The sequence below is a fragment of the Qipengyuania seohaensis genome (genome assembly GCF_002795865.1).
Taxonomy (GTDB): Bacteria; Pseudomonadota; Alphaproteobacteria; order Sphingomonadales; family Sphingomonadaceae; genus Qipengyuania; species Qipengyuania seohaensis.
Genome location: NZ_CP024920.1, coordinates 1,701,521 through 1,722,335, shown reverse-complemented (window position 1 = coordinate 1,722,335; position 20,815 = coordinate 1,701,521). Strand labels below are relative to the sequence as shown.

The 20,815-nt window shown below is 63.6% G+C and carries 24 protein-coding genes; 5 read left to right on the top strand and 19 right to left on the bottom strand.

The features are described from left to right. Nucleotide 1: 1 nt before the first annotated feature. Complete coding sequence (locus CVE41_RS08535; protein WP_100260259.1) at nt 2-2,266, bottom strand: NADP-dependent malic enzyme; 2,265 nt, start codon at nt 2,264-2,266, stop codon at nt 2-4. Nucleotides 2,267-2,383: 117 nt separating this feature from the next. Here CVE41_RS08535 and mutS point away from each other — a divergent pair, with 117 nt between their 5' ends. Genes mutS through CVE41_RS08520 form a run of 3 tightly spaced genes read left to right on the top strand, consistent with a single transcriptional unit; the run spans nt 2,384 to nt 5,831 of the window. Then, nucleotides 2,384-5,008 (top strand): DNA mismatch repair protein MutS, encoded by a 2,625-nt coding sequence (gene mutS, locus CVE41_RS08530; RefSeq protein WP_100260258.1) that lies wholly within the window; start codon nt 2,384-2,386, stop codon nt 5,006-5,008. A gap of 26 nt (nt 5,009-5,034) precedes the next feature. Further along, nucleotides 5,035-5,379 (top strand): hypothetical protein, encoded by a 345-nt coding sequence (locus tag CVE41_RS08525; protein WP_100260257.1) that lies wholly within the window; start codon nt 5,035-5,037, stop codon nt 5,377-5,379. Nucleotides 5,380-5,420: 41 nt separating this feature from the next. Further along, nucleotides 5,421-5,831 (top strand): YidH family protein, encoded by a 411-nt coding sequence (locus tag CVE41_RS08520; RefSeq protein WP_100260256.1) that lies wholly within the window; start codon nt 5,421-5,423, stop codon nt 5,829-5,831. Here CVE41_RS08520 and CVE41_RS08515 read toward each other — a convergent pair. The 5 genes from CVE41_RS08515 to gluQRS form a co-directional block, all read right to left on the bottom strand. Next, nucleotides 5,828-6,172, bottom strand: a complete 345-nt coding sequence (locus CVE41_RS08515) for a hypothetical protein (RefSeq protein ID WP_100260255.1) — start codon at nt 6,170-6,172, stop codon at nt 5,828-5,830. The two genes, CVE41_RS08520 and CVE41_RS08515, sit on opposite strands and share 4 nt — an antisense overlap. A 47-nt stretch (nt 6,173-6,219) precedes the next feature. Continuing rightward, on the bottom strand, nt 6,220-7,092 hold the full coding sequence (locus tag CVE41_RS08510) for a 3-hydroxyacyl-CoA dehydrogenase NAD-binding domain-containing protein (RefSeq protein WP_100260254.1): 873 nt from the start codon (nt 7,090-7,092) through the stop codon (nt 6,220-6,222). Between the two features lie 71 nt (nt 7,093-7,163). Beyond that, nucleotides 7,164-7,742: a cob(I)yrinic acid a,c-diamide adenosyltransferase gene (locus CVE41_RS08505; RefSeq protein WP_100260253.1), complete on the bottom strand. Its 579-nt coding sequence runs from the start codon at nt 7,740-7,742 to the stop codon at nt 7,164-7,166. Between the two features lie 21 nt (nt 7,743-7,763). Beyond that, nucleotides 7,764-7,994 carry an HIG1 domain-containing protein gene (locus CVE41_RS08500; RefSeq protein WP_100260252.1) on the bottom strand — a complete coding sequence of 77 codons (231 nt, stop codon included), beginning with the start codon at nt 7,992-7,994 and terminating at the stop codon, nt 7,764-7,766. Nucleotides 7,995-8,003: 9 nt separating this feature from the next. Next, nucleotides 8,004-8,834: a tRNA glutamyl-Q(34) synthetase GluQRS gene (gluQRS, locus tag CVE41_RS08495; RefSeq protein WP_100260251.1), complete on the bottom strand. Its 831-nt coding sequence runs from the start codon at nt 8,832-8,834 to the stop codon at nt 8,004-8,006. 116 nt (nt 8,835-8,950) lie between these two features. Here gluQRS and CVE41_RS08490 point away from each other — a divergent pair, with 116 nt between their 5' ends. Continuing rightward, nucleotides 8,951-9,559, top strand: a complete 609-nt coding sequence (locus tag CVE41_RS08490; RefSeq protein WP_090477349.1) for an HNH endonuclease — start codon at nt 8,951-8,953, stop codon at nt 9,557-9,559. A gap of 103 nt (nt 9,560-9,662) precedes the next feature. Here CVE41_RS08490 and CVE41_RS08485 read toward each other — a convergent pair whose 3' ends face one another. The 8 genes from CVE41_RS08485 to dksA all read right to left on the bottom strand — a co-directional run bounded on the left by CVE41_RS08485 (nt 9,663) and on the right by dksA (nt 16,915). Further along, nucleotides 9,663-11,102: a S41 family peptidase gene (locus CVE41_RS08485; RefSeq protein ID WP_100260250.1), complete on the bottom strand. Its 1,440-nt coding sequence runs from the start codon at nt 11,100-11,102 to the stop codon at nt 9,663-9,665. Nucleotides 11,103-11,262: 160 nt separating this feature from the next. Next, nucleotides 11,263-12,516, bottom strand: a complete 1,254-nt coding sequence (kynU, locus tag CVE41_RS08480; protein ID WP_100260249.1) for a kynureninase — start codon at nt 12,514-12,516, stop codon at nt 11,263-11,265. Next, a complete protein-coding gene (kynB, locus tag CVE41_RS08475) occupies nt 12,509-13,156 on the bottom strand; it encodes an arylformamidase (RefSeq protein ID WP_100260248.1) in 648 nt (215 codons plus the stop codon). Before kynB ends, kynU begins: the two co-directional genes overlap by 8 nt. Continuing rightward, on the bottom strand, nt 13,153-13,944 hold the full coding sequence (locus tag CVE41_RS08470; RefSeq protein ID WP_100260247.1) for a tryptophan 2,3-dioxygenase: 792 nt from the start codon (nt 13,942-13,944) through the stop codon (nt 13,153-13,155). The genes kynB and CVE41_RS08470 overlap by 4 nt, the downstream gene beginning before the upstream one ends. A gap of 51 nt (nt 13,945-13,995) precedes the next feature. Next, nucleotides 13,996-14,466: a DUF4112 domain-containing protein gene (locus CVE41_RS08465; protein ID WP_100260246.1), complete on the bottom strand. Its 471-nt coding sequence runs from the start codon at nt 14,464-14,466 to the stop codon at nt 13,996-13,998. Between the two features lie 5 nt (nt 14,467-14,471). Further along, entirely contained in the window at nt 14,472-15,932 is a 1,461-nt protein-coding gene (locus tag CVE41_RS08460; protein ID WP_100260245.1) for an ABC transporter substrate-binding protein, read from the bottom strand. 39 nt (nt 15,933-15,971) lie between these two features. Beyond that, nucleotides 15,972-16,343, bottom strand: coding sequence for a PilZ domain-containing protein (locus tag CVE41_RS08455; RefSeq protein ID WP_232725615.1), 372 nt, complete (start codon nt 16,341-16,343; stop codon nt 15,972-15,974). A 113-nt stretch (nt 16,344-16,456) separates the two neighbouring features. Beyond that, nucleotides 16,457-16,915 carry an RNA polymerase-binding protein DksA gene (gene dksA / locus CVE41_RS08450; protein ID WP_100260244.1) on the bottom strand — a complete coding sequence of 153 codons (459 nt, stop codon included), beginning with the start codon at nt 16,913-16,915 and terminating at the stop codon, nt 16,457-16,459. Between the two features lie 271 nt (nt 16,916-17,186). Here dksA and CVE41_RS08445 point away from each other — a divergent pair, with 271 nt between their 5' ends. Beyond that, the gene (locus CVE41_RS08445; RefSeq protein ID WP_100260243.1) at nt 17,187-17,519 is read left to right on the top strand and encodes a sel1 repeat family protein; all 333 of its coding nucleotides are present in this window, start codon (nt 17,187-17,189) and stop codon (nt 17,517-17,519) included. Between the two features lie 7 nt (nt 17,520-17,526). Here the strand turns inward: CVE41_RS08445 and CVE41_RS08440 are convergent, their stop codons facing one another. Genes CVE41_RS08440 through CVE41_RS08420 form a run of 5 tightly spaced genes read right to left on the bottom strand, consistent with a single transcriptional unit; the run spans nt 17,527 to nt 20,689 of the window. After that, complete coding sequence (locus tag CVE41_RS08440) at nt 17,527-18,660, bottom strand: GNAT family N-acetyltransferase (RefSeq protein WP_100260242.1); 1,134 nt, start codon at nt 18,658-18,660, stop codon at nt 17,527-17,529. Then, nucleotides 18,657-19,424 (bottom strand): glycerophosphodiester phosphodiesterase family protein, encoded by a 768-nt coding sequence (locus CVE41_RS08435; RefSeq protein WP_100260241.1) that lies wholly within the window; start codon nt 19,422-19,424, stop codon nt 18,657-18,659. The genes CVE41_RS08440 and CVE41_RS08435 overlap by 4 nt, the downstream gene beginning before the upstream one ends. Beyond that, entirely contained in the window at nt 19,402-19,860 is a 459-nt protein-coding gene (locus CVE41_RS08430; protein ID WP_100260240.1) for a RidA family protein, read from the bottom strand. Before CVE41_RS08430 ends, CVE41_RS08435 begins: the two co-directional genes overlap by 23 nt. Further along, nucleotides 19,857-20,486 carry an HAD family hydrolase gene (locus tag CVE41_RS08425; protein ID WP_100260239.1) on the bottom strand — a complete coding sequence of 210 codons (630 nt, stop codon included), beginning with the start codon at nt 20,484-20,486 and terminating at the stop codon, nt 19,857-19,859. Before CVE41_RS08425 ends, CVE41_RS08430 begins: the two co-directional genes overlap by 4 nt. Continuing rightward, entirely contained in the window at nt 20,483-20,689 is a 207-nt protein-coding gene (locus CVE41_RS08420; protein ID WP_408633971.1) for a DUF3572 family protein, read from the bottom strand. Before CVE41_RS08420 ends, CVE41_RS08425 begins: the two co-directional genes overlap by 4 nt. Nucleotides 20,690-20,815 lie beyond the last annotated feature (126 nt).

Genomic DNA, 20,815 nt, shown 5'->3' with positions numbered 1-20,815 from the left:
ATCAGCCCAGCACGCCCGCGCTCGCCAGCACCGCCAGCGTGAGAATGTCCGGCGCGATGGCCGTCATGGGCGCGATCTGGACCGGCTTTTCCATGCCGATCATCATCGGGCCGACGGTCGTTTCCCCGCCCAGCTCGCGCAGCAGCTTGGCCGACAGGTTCGCCGATTGCAGGCCGGGCATGATGAGCACGTTGGCCGGCCCGGACAGGCGGTTGAAGGGATAAAGCTCCATCACCTTGGGGTTGAGCGCGGCATCGGGCGCCATCTCGCCTTCATATTCGAAGTTCACCGTATCGTCGGCATCGAGGATCGCTACCGCATCGCGGATATTGCCGAGCCACTGGCCCGACGGATTGCCGAAGGTGGAATAGGACATGAAGCCGACGCGCGGCTCGTGGCCCATACGGCGTGCGACCGCAGCGGTCTCGCGCGCGATATGCGCAAGCTGTTCTGCCGTGGGGCGTTCATTGATGGTGGTGTCGGCGAGGAAAGTCGTGTGGTTCTTGCCGATCATCATGTGGATGCCGAAGGGCACCGCACCGGGCTTTTCGTCCAGCACCCGTCCCACTTCGCGCGCGGTCTGGGCGAAGGTGCGGGTGAGGCCCGAAATCATTCCGTCACCATGCCCCAACGCCACCAGCAGGGCGGCGAAGACGTTGCGTTCCTGGTTGACCATGCGGGCGACGTCACGCTGGGTATAGCCGCGGCGTTGCAGGCGCTTGTAGAGATAGTCCACCATGGGCGGGACCTTGTCCGACACCTTGGAGTTTTCGATGATCCAGTCGTCGGGATCTTCCACCGCCAGCTCGACCAGCTTTTCGCGGACCTTGTCGGTCCGGCCCACCAGGATCGGCTCTCCGTATCCGAAATCGCGGAACTGGATCGCGGCGCGCAGGGCCACTTCCTCTTCCGCTTCGGCAAAGACCATGCGCTTGGGATTGGCCTTGGCAAGGTCGTAGATATTGGTGAGCGCAGCCGTGGTCGGGTTGAGGCGCGCTTTCAGCTTGTGGCGGTATTCGTCCATGTCCTCGATCGGGGCCTGGGCGACGCCGGAATCCATCGCCGCCTGTGCCACCGCGCTGGAGACGACTTCCATGAGGCGCGGATCGAAGGGGGCGGGAATGATGTATTCCTCGCCGAATTGGTGCGTGACGCCGTAAGCGGCGGCGACTTCTTCGGGCACGCGTTCGCGGGCGAGTTTTGCAATGGCGCGCGCGGCGGCGACCTTCATTTCCTCGTTGATCGCGGTCGCCTGCACGTCGAGCGCGCCGCGGAAGATGAATGGGAAGCCGAGGACATTGTTGACCTGGTTGGGATAATCGCTGCGCCCGGTCGCGATGATGGCATCGGGGCGGACCGCCTTGGCATCCTCCGGCATGATTTCGGGTACCGGGTTGGCCATGGCGAAGATGATCGGCTTGGGGGCCATCTTTTCCACCCATTCCGGCTTCAGCGCACCGGCGGCCGACAGGCCGAGGAAAATATCCGCCCCGTCGAGCGCTTCTTCGAGGCTGGTCGCCGAAGTCGCGACGGCATGCGCACTCTTCCACTGGTCGACGCCTTCGCGACCCGGAGTGATCGGGCCCGAACGGTCGCATACGATCACGTTTTCGTGCGGGATGCCGATCGCCTTGATGAGCGCGGTGCACGCGAGCGCGGAGGCGCCCGCGCCGTTGACCACCATCTTGCAGTCCTTGAGCTCGCGCCCGCTCAGATGGCAGGCGTTGATCAGGCCAGCGGCCGCGATAATCGCGGTGCCGTGCTGGTCGTCATGCATGACCGGAATGTTCATGCGTTCGCGCAGGGCCTGCTCGATGATGAAGCACTCGGGCGCGGCGATGTCTTCGAGGTTGATGCCACCGAACGTCGGTTCCATCAGCGCGACCGCCTCGATGAACTTGTCGGGGTCTTCCGTGTCGAGTTCGATATCGATCGAATCCACGTCGGCAAAGCGTTTGAACAGGACTGCCTTGCCTTCCATCACCGGCTTCGACGCGAGCGCGCCGAGGTTGCCGAGGCCGAGGATCGCAGTGCCGTTGGAAATGACCGCGACGAGGTTGGAACGCGCCGTATACTTCGCCGCATCCTGCGGGTTTGCCGCAATCGCTTCGACCGGCGCAGCCACGCCCGGCGAATAGGCCAGGCTGAGATCGCGCTGGCTGGCCATGGGCTTCGACGCGATGATCTCGATCTTACCGGGACGGATCGTCTCGTGATAGAACAGCGCCTCGCGCGTGGTGAATGCGGTCGGTTTTTCGTCGGCCATGAATGTCCCTGTGTCCTTTATTGCCCTCGCCCTAAGGGCATTTGGTCACAAGTCATAGGGGGAAAGACGCTTTGCGCCGCTTCCCGAATCGCGCGCCGCCCCGCTACGGCGTAGAGGATGTCCGGCAAACCCACCCCGATGATGGAACAATACCTCGCGCTCAAACGCGAAGCGGGCGATGCGCTCTTGTTCTATCGCATGGGCGATTTCTTCGAACTGTTCTTCGACGATGCGCGGGTTGCGGCCGGCGTGCTCGACATCGCGCTGACCAGCCGCGGCGAACACGGCGGAGAGCCGGTGCCGATGTGCGGCGTGCCGGTCCATGCGGCGGAAGGCTATCTTGCGCGCCTGATCAAGGGCGGGTGCCGGGTCGCCATTGCCGAGCAGACGGAAACGCCCGACGAGGCGAAGGAGCGCGCGAGGCGCGAAGGCAAGCCGGTTTCGAAAACGCTGGTAGCGCGCGACATCGTGCGCTTCGTCACGGCCGGGACGCTGACCGAAGAGGCGCTGCTGGAACCGCGCCGCGCGAACCTCCTGGTCGCGATCGCCCCGGTGCGCGACGCGGTCGGGCTCGCCTCCTGCGACATTTCGACCGGCCGTATGGAACTGGAAGAATGCGCGCCCGACCGGCTCGATGCCGCACTGGCGCGTCTTGGAGCGAGCGAAATTGTCGCTCCGGACGATTGGGACGACGGCACTGACGAGGTGATCGCCCGGCCCCGCGCAGACTTCCGCAGCGAAGACGGCGAGGCACGCCTCAAGCAGCTCCACGGCGTCGCGACGCTGGACGGCCTCGGAGACTTTACGCGCCCCATGCTGGCGGCGGCGGGCGGTCTAATCGCCTATCTCGACCATGCGGGGCGCGGCCAGCTGCCGTTCCTCCTGCCGCCGGTCGCGCGCGGATCGGGCGCGCACTTGGCAATGGATGCGGCGACGAGGACCAGCCTCGAAATCCTCGCCGCGCAGAACGGCGGGCGGGAAGGCAGCCTCATCGCCTGCGTCGATCGCTGCGCCACCGGCGCCGGTGCGCGGCAACTGGCCGAGGACCTGTCCGCCCCTCTGGCCGATCTCGGCGCGGTCGAGGAACGGCTCGCCGCCGTCCATCACTTCCACGTCGACCCGCTGCTGCGCGCGGACCTGCGCGCAATCCTGCGGCAGGCACCCGATATCGGGCGCGCCCTGGGCCGCATCGGGGCAGGCCGCGGCAGCCCGCGCGATCTGGGCCAGATCCGCGACGGACTGTCGGAGGCGCGCCGCGTGCGCGACATGCTTTCGCAAAGCGCGGACCTGCCCCCGCTGCTCGACCGAATGGCCGGCGCGCTCGGCGGGCACGGGGCACTGGTCGACCATCTGTCGCGCGCGCTCGTTCCCTCCCCGCCGACCGAACGCAGCCAGGGCGGTTTTATCGCCGAAGGCTACGATCACGCGCTCGACGCGCTGCGCGAAACCAGCGGCAATGCGCGGCGCGCGATTGCGGCGCTGGAGGCGAAGTATCGCGACGAGACCGAAACCGCCTCGCTCAAGATCAAGCACAACAAGGTGCTCGGCTATTTCATCGAAGTGCCCGCCAAGCACGGCGACAAGCTGATGGCGCCCGACAGCGGTTTTGCGCACCGCCAGACGATGGCCGGCGCGGTCCGCTTCAATTCGGTCGGCCTGCACGAAGAAGCCAGCCGCATCGCCGAAGCCGGTGCGCACGCCCTTGCCGCCGAGGAAGAGCATTTCGAACAGCTCGTGGGCGAGGTGTGCACCGACCGCGAAGCCATCGCCGCAACCGCTGCCGCGCTTGCCCGGATCGACGTGTCCGCAGCGCTTGCGGAACGCGCCGTCGAAGGCGACTGGTCGCGACCCGAAATGCTGGATGAGCCCTGCCTCGACGTCACCGGCGGGCGGCATCCGGTGGTGGAGCAGGCGCTGGCGAAGGCGGGCGAACGTTTCGTCGCCAATGACTGCGCGCTGGGACCGGACGACCGGCTGTGGCTGATCGGTGGCCCCAACATGGGCGGCAAGTCGACCTTCCTGCGCCAGAACGCGCTCATCATGCTGCTGGCACAGGCGGGCAGCTTCGTCCCAGCCACCTCCGCGAAGATAGGCCTAGCGGACCGGCTGTTCAGCCGTGTCGGGGCGAGCGACAACCTCGCGCGCGGACGCTCCACTTTTATGGTCGAAATGGTCGAGACGGCGGCGATCCTGAGCCAGGCGACGGACCGCAGCTTCGTCATCCTCGATGAGGTCGGGCGCGGCACGTCGACCTATGACGGCATGGCATTGGCATGGGCGGTGGTTGAGGCGGTGCACGAACAGCTTGCCTGCCGCTGCCTGTTCGCAACGCATTATCACGAGTTGTCGCGCCTTGCCGACACCTGCGAGGCTCTCAGCCTGCACCATGTCCGCGCGCGTGAATGGAAGGGCGATCTCGTTCTCCTACACGAACTGGCCAAGGGCGCGGCGGATCGCAGTTACGGTCTATCCGTGGCGAAGCTGGCGGGTGTTCCTGCCCCTGTCATCAAGCGGGCGAAAGCCGTGCTCGACAAGTTGGAAAAGGGCCGCGCCGAAACCGGCGGGCTTGCTGCCGGGCTTGGCGACCTGCCCCTCTTCGCCGCGAGCGTGGAAGCTGCCGAAGAGCAGGACGATGGCCTCGGCGCGCTGATCGATGCCATCGACGTCGACGCGCTCAGCCCGCGCGAAGCTCTTGAAAAGCTGTACGAGCTGAAGGCGCAAGCGGCGGAAAGAAAGGTTTAACCCAGGCGGCGCTATAGTTGCTGCCCATGGAAACCAGCGTCTTTACCAAACAGCGCAAGAAGCTCATCATGATCGGGCTGTTCCTGCTGTCCGTCGTTTTCATGGTCGGCCGCGAGGAAGACCCCGGAATGCTCCAGCAGATCGCCGAGCAGACGGGCGAACAGACGCAAGGCCCGCCGGTCGCACAGCCCGGCGCGCCCGTGCAGCAGCAGGCCGCCGCTCCGCGTCCGCAGGTCCGCCAGGACCCCGCGCTGGACGAATGGTATTCGCAGGCGGGCACGCTGAATGCGCCGATGGAACCCTCGCCCCAGGACAACAGCTGGTTGATCAACGACACCGAGCCATTGGTATCGACCGAACCGGTCGGGTGACGGCTTGCGGAACCACCGCTTGCCCCATACGCTGAAGGGGCATGGCGCAAGACGATCCCCGAAAAGGTAAAGACAAGAGCACCGAGTGGGCTGAGTTCCGCACGGACCTTGCCGAAGACCGCAACATCATGGCGATGGAGCGGACATTTGCGGGCTGGATGCGCACTGCTTTCGCTGCAATCGGTATCGGGCTGGGTTTCCGCGCCGTGTTCGGGGAATTTCAGCCGCCCTGGCTAGCCAAGGCGATCGCCACCATGTTCATCGTGGGCGGCGCATGGCTCGCCGTCACGGCGGAAAGACGGGCGTGCAAGACGCTCGCGCGGCTCGATCCGCACGAGTTCGAAGCGATCAGCACGCCGAATTTCAAGGTGATGGCTTATGCCGTCGCCACAGGCTCCGCGATCTTGGTCGCGGGCCTGTGGATTCTCAACGACGGCGATCTGGCAGGTTAGGTGCCGTCGCCGCGCAGGCCGTCGGGCTTGTGCCCCTTGCCGTATTTGTCGACATTGTCGTCATGGTTCGGCTCGCCGCGATAGGCGTCCATGTCGATCCGGCCCGAACTTTCCATGTCGCGCATGTGATCGATGGTGTCCTGCGTGGAATCGCCCATCAGGCCCGACTGGTTATCGTCTTTTGTGCTTTCGGTCGGCGAGGTGGTTTCCGTCGTCACCTGCTGCGCCTGTTCGGCCACTTCCTGGGCCTGGCTGCGGTGATCGTCCTGCTCGTCGTTATGCGTTTCGGGCGCGAGGCCCGACTGGCGCATTTCCTGGCTCTCCGGCTTGGTATCGGTCATGCAAAATCTCCTTTGCACAACCAACGGGCGGCGAGGCCGGGAAGTTCCTAGCGCGTGGGGACCGGAGCCTCGCCCGAATAGTCGTAGAAGCCCCGGCCGGTCTTGCGGCCGAGCCAGCCGGCTTCGACATATTTCACCAGCAGCGGGGCGGGACGATACTTGCTGTCGCGCGTGGTGCGATAGAGCACCATCAGGATGTCAAGACAGGTGTCGAGGCCCACGAAATCTGCCAGCTGCAACGGGCCCATCGGGTGGTTGAGGCCGAGACGGCAGCCCTTGTCGATGTCCTCGATGCCTGCAGTCGACTGGCCGAGGACGAAGATCGCCTCGTTGATCATCGGCAAGAGGATGCGGTTGACGACGAAGCCGGGCTCGTCCTGGCTCAGCACCACTTCCTTGCCCAGCGCTTCTGCGAAGCCGCGGGTGCGCGCGGTGGTTTCCTCGCTGGTGGCAAGGCCGGGAATGACCTCGATCAGGCCCATCACGGGGACGGGATTGAAGAAGTGCAGGCCGATGAAACGAGCCGGGTCGGGCGAATAATTCGCCATGCGCGTGATCGGGATCGAGCTGGTGTTCGACGCCATGATCGCGTCGGCGCGCAGTTTCTGGCCCGCCTTTTCGAAGATCGCCTGCTTAATCTCTTCCTTCTCGGTCGCCGCTTCGATGATCATCTCCGCTTCGTCCATGCGCGCATAGTCGCCCACTGGCGTGATCCGGCCCATGGTCGCTTCTGCATCCGCGATCTCGATCTTGCCGCGCCCGACCAGCTTGCCGAGGGCCTTGTCGATCTTGCCGACGGCGGCCTCCGCCACATCCAGGTTCACATCGGCGAGGAGCACCTGCATACCGTGCTGCGCAATGGTTTGCGCAATGCCGGAGCCCATCTGGCCCGCACCGATGATGGCGATCGTCTTGCTCACGTGATTTTCCCTTCGCAGATGCAGCAAAGGCGCTGCACTAGCGAGTAGGAACGCCGCTGGCTAGCGCGGCTTCAGCGATTTGCGCCGGGAACCCACTTCACGTCGTCGGCGCCGTTCGAATTGGCGGCCCGCGCAAGTACGAAGAGATAGTCGGAGAGGCGGTTGATATAGGCCAGCGCCTGCGGATTGACCGGTTCATTGGATGCCAGTTCGACGCAGGCGCGCTCTGCCCGGCGCACCGCCGCACGTGCCACGTGGAGGCGCGCCGCAGCCTCGCTCCCACCCGGCAGGATGAAACTGGTCAGCGGTTCGAGATGCTCGTTCGCCGCGTCGATCGCATCTTCCAGCCACGCCACCTGCGCCGCGACGATCCGCAGCACCATTTCGGAAGGCGCAAAATCGTCACCGTCAGCGGCAGGCGTCGCAAGGTCGGCGCCCAGATCGAACATGTCGTTCTGGATGCGGAACAGCGCCTGTGCGTGCTCGCTATCCGTCAAGGCGACGGCGGCATGGCCGAGCGCGCTGTTCGCCTCGTCCACCACCCCGATCGCATCCATGCGCGGCGCGTGCTTTGCCACGCGGGACCCGTCGACGAGGCCGGTTGAGCCGTCATCGCCGGTGCGCGTATAAATCTTGTTGAGCTTTACCACCCCTTCGCCCGCCAGATCGGATCAGGCGGCAACGGCGAGCATGATCGCCATGATCACGACGGCCACCGCCTGCCATTTGACACGCGCCATCATCGCCTTGTTCTGCTTCAGCTGCATTTCGGTGGCATCCACCTGCTCGCCGCTCTGCAAATCAATCTTGGTCGATTGGAGGAACGCCACCACGCCGCGCACGAGGGACACGACGACCATGACCATGGCCGCGAGGATGAGGATTACGAAGACTGTGTTCATAGGACCTACCTAGGTACTGACGAGCGAAATTCCAGCTGGAAGTTGTTCAGCGCGCAGCGCGTCGGCAAGTTCCCGCCCGTCCTCTCCGCCAAGCCTGCGATCGGCAAGGCTCGGCGATCCGCGCCGCTTGGCCAGCTTCTGCCCGGTCTCGTCGACCAGGATCGGATGATGGTGCCAATCGGGCACCGGCAGATCGAGCAGCGCCTGCAGAACCCGGTGCACATGGGTAGCCGCGAACAGGTCCTGCCCGCGCGTGACCAGCGTGACCCCGTCGGCCGCATCGTCGAGCGTGGCGGCAAGGTGATAGCTGGCGGGCGCGTCCTTGCGCACAAGCACCACGTCGCCGAGCGGGCGCGGGTCCGCCATGATAAGGCCGGCAAGCTCGTCCTCCCAGAATATCTCGCCCACCTCGGCCATGGCGCGGTCCGCATCCAGCCGCAGGGCAGCGGGCTTTTCGGGATCGAGCAGGCGGCCCTTGCAGGTGCCGGGATAGATCGCGCCTTCCGGGCCAAGGCGCGGCTCGGCGGCCTGGATGTCGGCACGCGTGCAGGTGCACGGGTAGAGCAGGCCGCGATGCAGCAGCTCGAGCGCAGTCTCTTCGTAGCGCTCCAGCCGGGTCGATTGCGCGGGCACTTCTTCCCATTCCAGCCCCAGCCACTCGAGGTCGGCGCGGAATTCGTCGGCCAGTTCGGGGCGCGATCGTTCGCCGTCGATATCCTCGATCCGCAGCAGGAAACGTCCGCCCCGCTCGCGCACCAGATCGTGCGCTACGATCGCCGCATAGGCATGGCCGAGATGCAGCGAACCATTGGGGCTGGGGGCGAAGCGGGAAACGATCAAGTGACGGGACTCGCTGGATAAGCTTGTGGATAGCCTGTCTGTAACAGTCTTGACCCTTTTGTTTGCAAGTGCATTCTCAATCTCATCGGGGAGGGACGCGCACGTGTCTACGACTGATGTTCAAGGCTGAGTTACTCGAACGCGCGGCTCGCTTCCGCAGCGCCGACGAGGATCCGACACGAAATCTGGAATCGTGTCCCTCGCTCGTGCTCAACGCGGATTACACGCCGCTGTCCTATTATCCGCTAAGCCTGTGGCCCTGGCAGACCGCGATCAAGGCGATCTTCCTCGACCGGGTGGACGTGATCGAGACCTATGAGCGCGAGGTCCATTCGCCCAATCTCGACATGAAGATCCCCAGCGTGATCGCGCTGAAGCAATATGTGAAACCGTCCGAATTCCCGGCCTTCACGCGCTTCAACCTGTTCCTGCGCGACCGCTTCTCCTGCCAGTTCTGCGGCGACATGAACAATCTCACCTTCGACCATGTCGTGCCGCGCCGCCTGGGCGGCAAGACGACGTGGGAGAACATCGCCACCGCCTGCGCGCCTTGCAACATGAAGAAGGGCGGCCGCACGCCGAAACAGGCCGGGATGACGCTCTACCACGAACCGATCCGCCCGACGCACTGGCAGTTGCAACAGCATGGCAAGATGTTCCCGCCCAACTACCTGCACGAAACCTGGCGGGACTGGCTCTACTGGGACATCGAGCTGGAGGCTTAGGTCGGCGCGGTTACCGCCGCCACGCAGCTGTTGGGTTTCGAATGTCCGCTAACGACCCGATAGCAGTCCTGGCTGCAGCTAGAAAAAGAACGCAGATCGCAGATCAGTGAGTGTTGATCATGGCTGCCAGCGCTTCGACCGCGTGCCAGTGGCCTTCCACCGGTGTCTCTGCGGGATAGACTTCGAGCGGTACTTGGGGGGCTATCCCGCTCTCCTCATAAACCCTGCCGTCGGGCGCCGCGAAGACCTCGTTGGAAAGTTCGAGCAGCCAGCCATTGGGAAGCCGCTTGGCCAGCGGGGTTGAGAAAGAACCGCGTGTCACGCCTCCGGCATGGATTACCCGGGGGTTTTGCCTCAGTGCCAGCGTGGCGAGTTCGCCTCCGCTAACCGTTACATCGCTGGTCAACAGGTAGACCGGACCGGTAAAGCGCGGGCCGGATTCAGGTTCGATCATGTGCGGAAACGGGGAGAGGCCCGATCCGCGGGTAACGGTCGTGAAACCGACATAGGGCTCGTCCGTGAAACGGGCAGGAATTGCCTTGGCAATCTTGTCCCAGCCTCCTCGATTGTTCGAAAGATCAAGGATCACGCTTTCGATTTCGCGCTCTGCGAAGGCGGTCATGGCCTCGTCCATTATGCGATCGAACTCGTTCATTTCGGCTGCGGCCCAAGCTTCGGTGCCAAAGTCCTTCCTGTCCGTGAAGCCGCCCATCTGGAAGATCTGAATATAGCCGATGCGTCCGTCGATCAGGCCCCAGACGACCCGGTCGTTGCCGGTGTGTTGCGCTGTATCGCCCAGCTTTTCCATGGTGGTGTCGATCAAGCCGACGAGCCATGCAGTCTCTCCGCCCTCAGCCGCCCGCATTCGTGGCAGGGTCGTGCCCTGTCCGTCTTGCACCCGACGACGTTCTCCCCCGACATTGCCGATGAGCTTGGTGTGACTGTCCGAAAGGGAGTGCATGTAGCCCGCAAGAGCATCCCATAATTCCGCCTCGCTCATGTCGGGCCTGATTGCTGCGCGGACGCGCGCGGCGCGGGTCGCATGACCAGGTGGGCGACGGTCGAAAAAGGCATAGTGCCGATCGAAGGCATCGAGAAAGGCATCTGCAACCGCCGGCGGCGTGGAAACCGGATCTTCGGTGCATCCTTCGGGAAGCGCCTCGAGCCTGTCGAACACCACATTGGTATCGCCGCTCAGCAACTGGAAGATCGCGCTGTCGCCGCCCGGCAGCGTGCGAAAGTAGCGGTAGGAAACGGAATCCATCGCGCTCAGCGCCTCGCCGGAATATACCGGACTGTAGCAGCTCGCACCGATTTCGAACTGGGTTACCCCCGCCTCGTCGATCCGCAACACTCGGCCATAACCGCGGCTTTGCCAAACACCGCGGATCGCCGGATTGGTTTCACTTTGAGCGGTCTCGATGGGCTGGATCGGTCCGGCGGAGCGCCATGGCTGAGCCATCTCGGAAGGGGTGGAGGTCGACGTACACGCCGCAAGTACGGGGAGCAGGAAAACGGCGATGGGCTTTATCGAACAGGTCATGCTCGGCGGGCTGCATCTTGCGCCGCGCAAAGACAAGGCTGCCACCCCGAACCGTAAACGAAACTCGACCGATGTCGGGAATGGGGTCGGAAGCTGGCGGTCCGCTATTGGCCCCTTCTGTCGAAAAGCTGCCAGTCCGCTAACCACCCAAAAGCAGACCTCAGGTAACTGCCGCGCGCTCTTGAAATTCGGCGCGCTGCCATTCGCCGCTGCCCAGCACTTCCGAAAGGTGTCGTGCCGCTTCGGCCATGTCCTCGAAGCGCAGATAAGCCGGTGCGAAGCCGAAGCGGAGGATGTCGGGATCGCGGAAGTCGCCGATCACACCGCGCGCGATAAGGGCCTGGCAGATGGCGTAGGCCTCTTCGTGCCGGAAGGAGAGCTGGCTGCCCCGCTGTGACGGGTCGAACGGGCTGACGAGTTCCAGCTCCACCCCACTTTCGGCGAGGCACTGGCGGAAGAACTCCGACAGCTTTTGCGACTTTGCGTAAAGCGCCTTGATGCCGATCTCGGCGATGAGGTCCACACCGACTTCCAGCGCTGCGAGGCCGAGGATTCCGGGGGTGCCGCACAGCAGGCTGTCGACTCCGGCGGCAGGAGTGTAGTCGTCGCTGAACGCAAATGGCCTTGCATGCCCCATCCAGCCCGAGAGTGGCTGGCGAAGTGCAATGTCGTCTACGCCATGGGCTACATGGTGTTTAGTTGCGACGAAGGCGTATGCAGGCGCTCCAGGCCCGCCGTTGAGATACTTATATCCGCAGCCGACGGCGAAATCCGCTTTGCAATCAGCAAGATGCACGGGCAGCGCGCCGCCCGAATGCGACAGGTCCCACAGCACAAGCGCGCCCTTCTCATGCGCCGCGCGGGTGAGAGCCTCCATATCGAATAGCTCGCCGGTCTTGTAATGTGCATGGGTAAGCAGCAGCAGGGCTACGTCCTCGTCCAGAGCGTCCAGAAGCTGGCCGCGCTCGACCAGTCGGCGCTCTGCAAGCCCCTGTTTTTCAAGGCCTTCGATCATGTAAACGTCGGTCGGGAAATTGCCCGGCTCGCTCAATACGACTTTGCGTCCGGGCCGCCCATTTACGTTCTGGAGGGCCAGCGCCGCCGAAATCAGTTTGTACAGGTTCACCGAAACGCTGTCGCAGGCGATGACCTCGTGCGGCTGCGCGCCGATCAGCGGTGCTATCTTGCCGCCGACACGCTGCGGGAGATGGATCCAGTCGGCGCTGTTCCAACTGCGGATAAGGTCGCGGCCCCATTCCTCTCGCACCACCTGCTCCAGCCGGGCTGGCGTGGCGCGCGGCAGGCAGCCGAGGGAATTGCCGTCGAGATAGACAACACCCTCGGGTACGTCGAACCGCTCGCGAAACTGCGCCAGCGGATCGGCCGCATCGAGACTGCGTGCACGCTCAAGCATCTGGTATTTCCCGCAGAATTGCGCGGGTCAGGCCGGCATCCCCGCCCCCGATCTTCAGCGGCAGGGCGATGAGTTCGTACCGTCCCTCCTCCACCTCGTCGAGGACGAGTCCTTCGAGAATCCGCATGGCATTTTTCGCCACCGCCTTGTGGGCATCCATCGTCTTGGAATCCTGCGGATCGACGCTCGGCGCGTCGGTGCCGATCAGCTTGACGCCCTGCAGCGCCAGCCACTCGACCGCCTCGGCCGAAATCGGCGTCCAGTCGCTGCGCCAGTCGTCATGCGGGAAGCTGTCCCAGGTACGGAAAAGGACGCGGTCCACGCTGTCGAGGTGCGAAAGGTCGGCGACGTCGATTTCGCCGGAAACGCCGCGGGCATCCACAACAAGGCACTCTCCGATGAAGGGGTCGAGCTCCATGCTCGCGGCATCCATTCCGTTGGCGGAATAGTGCAGCGGGGCATCGGCATGGGTGCCGGAATGCGTGGTCATCGTCATCTTGCCGACATTGACCGGCGAGCCGTCCTCCATCCGCCATGTCCGCTCGAAGCCGAACTCGGTATCGCCCGGCCAGACCGGCAGTCCGGGGCGCAGGACCTGGCTGATATCCCAGATGCGGAGCGATCTGCGCCAAGAGCTCATATTGCCGTCCTTACGCTCAGCAATTCCGGGAAAAACGCCGCTTTCAGCACGCCTGCGAGATAGGGCACGCCCGGGGTCCCGCCGGTGCCGCGCTTGAAGCCGATGATCCGCTCGACCGTCTTGAGATGGCCGAACCGCCAGCGCTGGAAGTGGTACTCCAGGTCGACGAGCTTCTCGGCCAGTTCGTAAAGGTCCCAGTGTTCCTTGGGCGAGCGGTAGATTTCCGCCCATGCCGCCTCGACTTCGGAGGAATGCTCCCATGCGGCTCCGACATCGCGATCGAGCACCGCATCCGGTATGGCGAATCCGCGCCGGGCGAGCAGTGCGACGACTTCGGCATAGATGCTCTTGCGCTCCATCTCGGCGCGCAAATCCGCCGCCACATCCGGGGTGGCTTCGTGCATGGTGATCATATCCGGATTGCGCCCGCCGAGAAGGAATTCCATCATACGGTATTGCGCGCTCTGGAACCCGCTCGACCCGCCCAGATGAGGGCGGATGGTCGAATAATCGTGCGGCGTCATGGTGCTGAGCACGTCCCAGCTCTGGATCAGCTGGCCCTGCGCCCGCGCCACCCGGGCCAGCATCTTGAACGAAGGCCTCAGGCGATCCTCGACGATGCAATCGCGCGCAGCGAACAGCTCGTGCAGGCACAGCTTGAGCCACAATTCGCTGGCCTGGTGGACGATGATGAACAGCATCTCGTCATGGGCATCCGAGGAGGGATGCTGAGCGGCAAGTATCCGATCTAGGTCGAGATAGCTGGAATACGTTACGTCCTGCGTCATGCGCCCTGCCTTATGGCTGGGACGCACAAGGCGCAATGGTCGCAACCGAAACTACTGATCGATGACCCGCGTTTCGGGATGGTGCTTATCGAGGTGCTTGCGGATCGTGCGCAGGTTTTTCGTATTGGACCGGTAAAGCACGTCGAACGCGTCACCCACCAGCGGCACTGCGCCGACAACCGTGTCGAACCCGACCCGGCCGAGCATATGCCACAGCCTCCATTTCGGCAGGCCGAGATTGCGCGCTTCCCACACGATATAGCTACCCATGGCGGCGGTAATGATATCACCCACGACCGGCACCAAGCCGACAATCGTGTCGAGGCCGATGCGGTAATTCGTGCCCGGCAGGACCATACTACGTTCGAGGATCATCTCGAGCGCTTCGACACGGCGGCGGATCGATTGCGGGTCGGTGCCGGTGGGCAATTCGAAGCCGAAGCCCTGCGCATAAGCGCGATTTTCGGTGCGATCCTGGCCGCCCTGATAGGGCTCTATCGGAGTGAGGCGATTGTCTTCCATTGCCCCTAGATGGGCGCGCGGGTGAGCGGGAACAAGGGATGGAAGGCCCACGGGTTTTCCGCAAAGCCTTCCACTTCCGACCTCACCTGGGCCCAGCGGATCGGCGCGCCGAGCGGGATATAGTAATTCAGCGAGGTCAGGCTCTGCTCAGCCTCGGCAAGATAGGACGCTTCTTCACCTGGGTCCTGGGCATCGACGGACAGCGAAACGAGGAAGTCGACATCTTCGGAGCAAACGCGCGGCGATACCCTGCAATTGAACTGGTTCAGGAACCACCGCGCGCCGGCGAAACGCGCGACCCGGTCCCGCAGCACGAGGTCAGCCGAGCGCCTGCTTTCGGCCCGTTGAGCCACAATCCCGACCTGCGAAAGATCTGCGCTCAGGCGCTCGAACAGGATATCCGAGCCCGGCCCCTGTGGCAGGGAAATCGACACGCTTGGAGCGCGGCCATTGGCGCTGTTCCACGCCGCCGCCCGCTGCGCGGCGCGGTTGCGGCGCTGGTCGAGCGATAGCCCATCCCACCGGCCGGGTACCTGGTCCGTCGCTCCGGGCAGGTCGTCTGGCACGATGCGGTCCGCCGCATTCCAGCCCTCGATACTAAGGGCACTGGCGATCGCGCCGCGGTCGATGGCAAGGGCAATCGCCTCGCGGTTTTCGCTCGATGCCAGGAAACCATCGCGGCGCACCACGTCCAGACCAAGCAGGCCTATTGCCGAATCCAGCCGGACGCTGGCCCGAGTGAAGGTGCTGGTGGATGCACGGGGCAGGTCCTGCATGCGTCCGCCGAGCATGAGGTCGTACTTGTTCTGCGCGAAACCTTGTGCGGCCTCTTCGGCTCCGACCGATTGGAAACGGATCGAGCGCAGCCCTTCTTCCCAGTCCTGTTGCGGGGGAAGACCGCGTTGTTCGGGCGGCATCACTTCCAGAGTGACCGCATCATCCGATCTTGCCGCCCGCAACGGTCCGGTACGCGCAAATTCGCCCGCGATGCCGAGTTCCGGCTGGGCGAGCAGCTGCAGTAGTCCCGGCATGGCGCTTTTCAGGCGGATTTCGACCACTCTTCCGGTCATCGCGCGCACGTCGTCGATCTTGGCAAGATCCAGCCCCAGGCTCGTCCCGTCGAGACGAGAAAGGGTGCGCACCAGCGAATCCCGTACGCTGTTCGCGGTGAGGCGCGATCCATCCGGCAGATCGAACTCGGTAATCCGGAAGATATAGCTCCTGCCGTCGTCGGTAACGATCCAGCGCTCGGCAATCGCGGGCACCACCTGCCCGTCGGAATTCAGTGTCACCAATCCCTGGTGCGTAGCGCCGCGGATATGCTGCGCGGCAGGCCCGATCCTCAGACCCTGTTCGAAGGCATCTTGAGGTTCGCCGATGAATGCGACATCGACAATCCCATCATCTGCGCGATTGTCGCAGGCGGCCAATGCCACGATCGCGATGAGGGCTGCAGGAAAACGCATGAGGCTGGGTTAGCAGCGACACGGTTTCACGCAAGCGGATCAGATCTTGCGAAGTCCGGTGCCGTAGTGTGCGAACCGCCCGACAGGCCGGGTGTGGCGCGGCGCTTCAGATTGCGTAGGTGTCGGTGTCGCCCGGGCGGCTTTCGAATCGATATCTTCCTCAAAAGCGATGCCCATGCGGTTGCCCTGAACCCACGCGACGGTTCCGCGCACGGGACGGACATTACGTAATTCCACGACGACACGGTCGCCGCGCGACAGCATTAGCATGCCTTCCGCCATCATGCCGCCATCCGACAGGTTACGCACCTTTACACGCGCAAGTTCATTGGCGCTTTCCAGACGGATTTCAGCCGTCAGGAAAAGGCTATCCCGGTTGAGATGTCGCGTGTCGATCGAAGACAAGGCCAATCGCTCCAAGGCTGCTCGTTACAGGCATGGCGCAATGCCATGCGTGGCAAGATCGCAAGCTAGCGATCGCCCGTGAAGAAATGGTTACCTGAAGCGCAAGATTTGCGCGGCGATCAATTGTCGCGCGAGATCTTTTCGCGTCGCTCGTGCGCGGTCTGCGCTTCGACGGTCATGGTGGCAACCGGCCGGGCAATGAGGCGACGCAACCCGATGGGGTCGCCGGTCTTTTCGCAGTAGCCGTATTCGCCCGCGTCGATGCGGCGCAGCGCCGAATCTATCTTGGAGATAAGCTTGCGCTGACGATCACGTGTGCGCAGCTCGATGCCCCAATCGGTCTCCGACGAAGCGCGGTCGTTGAGATCCGGTTCGCGGATCGGGCCGTCTTGAAGCGATTGCAGCGTCTGTCCTGCCGCGTCGTGGATGGACTTTTTCCAGTCGAGCAAAAGCACGCGAAAGAAATCCAGCTGCCGTTCGCTCATGTACTCTTCGTCATCGGACGGGACATAATCGTCGTCGACGGCGGCTTTCGCCTTTGCAAGTTTTTCGGAGACACTCGAAGCCGAAGTGGCCATTGATCTCGTATTCCTTCTACCCAAGGTACTCGAAGCTGCTCCTACCCGCCGGGCCGAATTTTTCCGGTCCCGTGCTGCTTCCTAGATGGCGCGGCCTATAGGTCGCAGCATTGCGCCGCACAAGGAGCAATCCGGAGACTTCCAGAGCCCTGTGGCAAATTCGACGCATCGAGCGGCCCTGTGCAGGAATCCGCGTTAACCTTTTATTGACCATAAAGGCCGAGGACTGTCCTCACCCGGCGGGGGGCCGGGGCAATGGGGGAAGTTCGAAATGACCGTACTCACGAGCATCGAAGGCGGCGCAGGCCGTATCGACCAGACCAATGAAGGCGCAGCAACGATCGCCGAATGCCTTGCGCAGTATGCCAAGGGCAGCATCGACGCGCTTTACGATCTGGGTGTCGCTTTCTCGACCGGAAGCCACGGTGTCGTCTGCGACATGATCGAAGCGCACAAATGGTTCAACATCGCCGCATCCAAGGGCCACGAAGAGGCCGCCTGGTGCCGTGCGGACGTGTCCGACGAAATGACGGCTCGTGAAATTTCCGAAGCCCAGCGCCGCGCCCGCCAGTGGCTCAGCGAAGGACAGCGCAAGGTCGCCTGAACGCCGGTCAGCCGCGCTTGAACGGAGTGCGGCGTTCGAGGTAATTGCGATCCGCGGCCACACCTTTGCGCTCGCGCTCAAGGAAATCCGCGATGGCTTCGCGAAAGCCGGGGTCCGCGATCCAGTGAGCGGAATTGGTTTCCACCGGCTCATAACCGCGGGCCAGCTTGTGACCGCCCTGCGCACCCGCCTCTACCCGTGACAGGCCAAGCTCGATTGCGGCATCGATCGCCTGGTAATAACAAAGCTCGAAGTGCAGAAAGCGCACGTCCTTCGTGCATCCCCAATACCGGCCGTACAGCGCCTCGCCGCCGATAAAATTGAGCGCACCGGCAATCGGATTGCCGTCTTCCAGCGCCAGAACCAGGATCAATTGTTCGCCCATCCGCTCGCCGAACAGGTCGAAGGCATCGCGGGTGAGATAAGGCCGCCCCCATTTCCGTGCCCCGGTATCCTGGTAAAACACCCAGAAAGCATCCCAATGCTCGGGCCGGATATCGTCCCCCGTCAGGCGGACGATATCGAGACCGGCTTGCGCGGCTGCCCGTTCCTTGCGCAGATCCTTGCGCTTGCGCGAGGTTAGCGAGGCGAGAAAATCGTCGAAACTTGCGTAGTCGCGGTTCATCCAGTGGAACTGGATGTCCTTGCGCAGCAACCATCCGGCAGCTTCGAAGAACCGGATCTGGTCCGGCTCGATAAAAGTCGCATGAGCACCCGAAAAACCGTTCTGCAGGCACAATTGCTCAGCAGCTTTCAGGAGCGGAGCGGCAAGGCTGTCGTCGGACAGCAGGAGCCGCGGACCCGTGGCGGGCGTGAAAGGCGCGGTGATCTGTAGCTTGGGATAATATTCGCCCCCGGCGCGCTCGTATGCATCGGCCCAGGCATGATCGAATACGAATTCGCCTTGGCTATGGCCTTTCAGATAGGCCGGCAGGGCCGCCAGCGGCGGTCCATTGTCGGAGGAAATGATCAGCGGCGCGCTCTGCCAACCGGTCCCGGCGCCCACGCTGCCCGAATCCTCCAGTGCCGTCAGGAATTCGTGCCGCATGAACGGGTTGTCACCCGCCAGCGCATTCCAGGCATCCTTGTCGATCGAGCCGACCGAGCCTGCGACCCTTGCGGCAAGTTCGCCGTCGCTCACGCCAGGCCGTTCCCTTCGGCAATCAGGGCATCTGCATACTGCTGGCCCGTTGCACGCGTCGCGGCGGAGTTTACGGTCCACGTCAGGACCGGGAAGCCCCGCCCCCGTAGCGCGGCGACCATGGAATTCGGGAGCGCCGCCACGTGATAGGCGATGAATTCCGGCTTTGCGACCCACAAAGCCAGATGCCTCCGCCAGACCTGCTGCGTCATGCCGTACTCGTCCTCGCGCATGACGAGACCGCGCACGGTTTGCGGCGAATGTTCGGCGAACCAGCGGCTGACCCGCGGATCGAAACTCATGACGGCGTGGGGCCCATCATAAGTCGCCAGCACGTCGCGCACCGCGCGGCAGCTTTCCTCGATATCGTAGCGGCGGCGGGACTTGATCTCGACCAGGATCGGGACACGTGTGTCGACCAGTTCCAGCAAATCGCCCAGCCGAGCAAGCTTGTGCTCGCTGTCGAGGAAGGCGATCTGCGCCAGCTCGTCGGCACTGTAGTCGGATAGGGGGCCGGAAATGCCGGTTAGCCTGTCCAGCTCCCAATCATGGACCAGCATGGGTGCATTATCGCGGCTGCGCTGGATGTCGCATTCGATGCCCAGCCCTGCTTCGGCCGCGAGCTCGAACGCGGCAAGCGAATTTTCCGGCACGCCGTCTCGGTGCATGCCCCTGTGAGCATAGGTCCAGTCGCGCAGCCAGCCGACCCGCGCCGGGTCCGGCGCCGGAACGATCAGGCGATCAAGCGGGGTGAAGAGCGACAATCGCGTCGACCTCTACTGCTGCATCGAGCGGGAGAACCGGCACGCCGACAGCGCTGCGCGCATGACGACCCGCGTCTCCGAATACTTCGAACATGAGGTCGCTGGTGCCATTCACGACCTTGGGCTGGTCGGTGAAATCGGGAGTACTGGCGACGAAGCCACCAAGCTTTACGATCTGTTCGACCCGCTCAAGCAAGCCTGCAGCCTTGAGCTGTGCCATGATCATCAGGCCGCAGGCGCGGGCCGCTGCCTGACCCTGTTCGAGCGACACATTCGCGCCCAACTTGCCGGTCGCAAGCTTGCCCTCGACGAAGGGCAGCTGTCCGGAGATGTAAGCGGTCTGGCCGGACACAACGAGCGGCTGGTAGCTGGCTACCGGTGCGGCCGCCTGGGGCAAGGTAATGCCCAGTTCGATCAGCCGGGATTCGATGGTCATGCGGTTTCCTTTTCCAGTTCGTCCTTCAGCCACGGAAGGGCGTGTTCCCACGTGTCGATCCGTGCATCGGCATGACCCGAGGTATGGGCGCAATCGATATGAGGCGCCAGCATCGGCTCGCCGCACAGGTGCAGCGTCGTAATCTGTCCGATCGTTTCACGCGCAGAACGGTGATGCTGGGCAAGGTCGTCGATGAAGATCGCCTTGGTCGGATTGTATTCGTCCAGAATGCGCTGGAGCGCCGGCCCCTTGGGGCCCTGGTTTGTGAAGACCCGCGCATTGAGACCGTGGTCGGCCAGCTGTTCGGTGCGCATCTGCTGGCGCTTGTCCACGAGGTTGGTCAGGATGACGACGTCTGCCCGCTCGCCAAGCTCGTTGATGCCCTCGATCGCACCGGGGATCGGCGACTGGCGATGCATCTCGGTGTCGAAGAACTTGCCGAGCATCCGCCAGATTTCGTCGGGCGCAAGGACCTCGCCGCTTTCCTGCCACCGAAGGGCTTGGGCAAAGTCGTTGCCGTTCATGCGAAACTCGACACCCTGCGTCTCGTCCAGCCAGTCGCGGAAGGGCGACACCATGTAGAGCAGGACTTCATCGCAATCGGAGATAATCAGGGGGCGGCTCATGCAGAAAGGCTCCTGTGGGCAGCGACAAGCGCTTCGGGCGTCGTGCCCAGCGCATCGGCTGCCGAGATAAGATCGGGTTCGTGATTTGCGAGGAATTCCAGCACGGCGGCTTGCACGTCCCGCTCGCCGATACCGTGGCGCAGGCGCTCGGGCGTCAGGCCGGTCAGCGACAGCAGGCGTTCCGCGCGCCGTTCGTCGACCAGCGCCCAGCCGAGCGCTTCGAGGGCCAGAACCTCGGGTGCGCGGGTTTCTCCGGATTTGTCGTTGGATTGAATTGTCAGCCCTTTCGCTTGTCCCTATGCCTCGGCGCCTGATCGCAGGAGACCGCA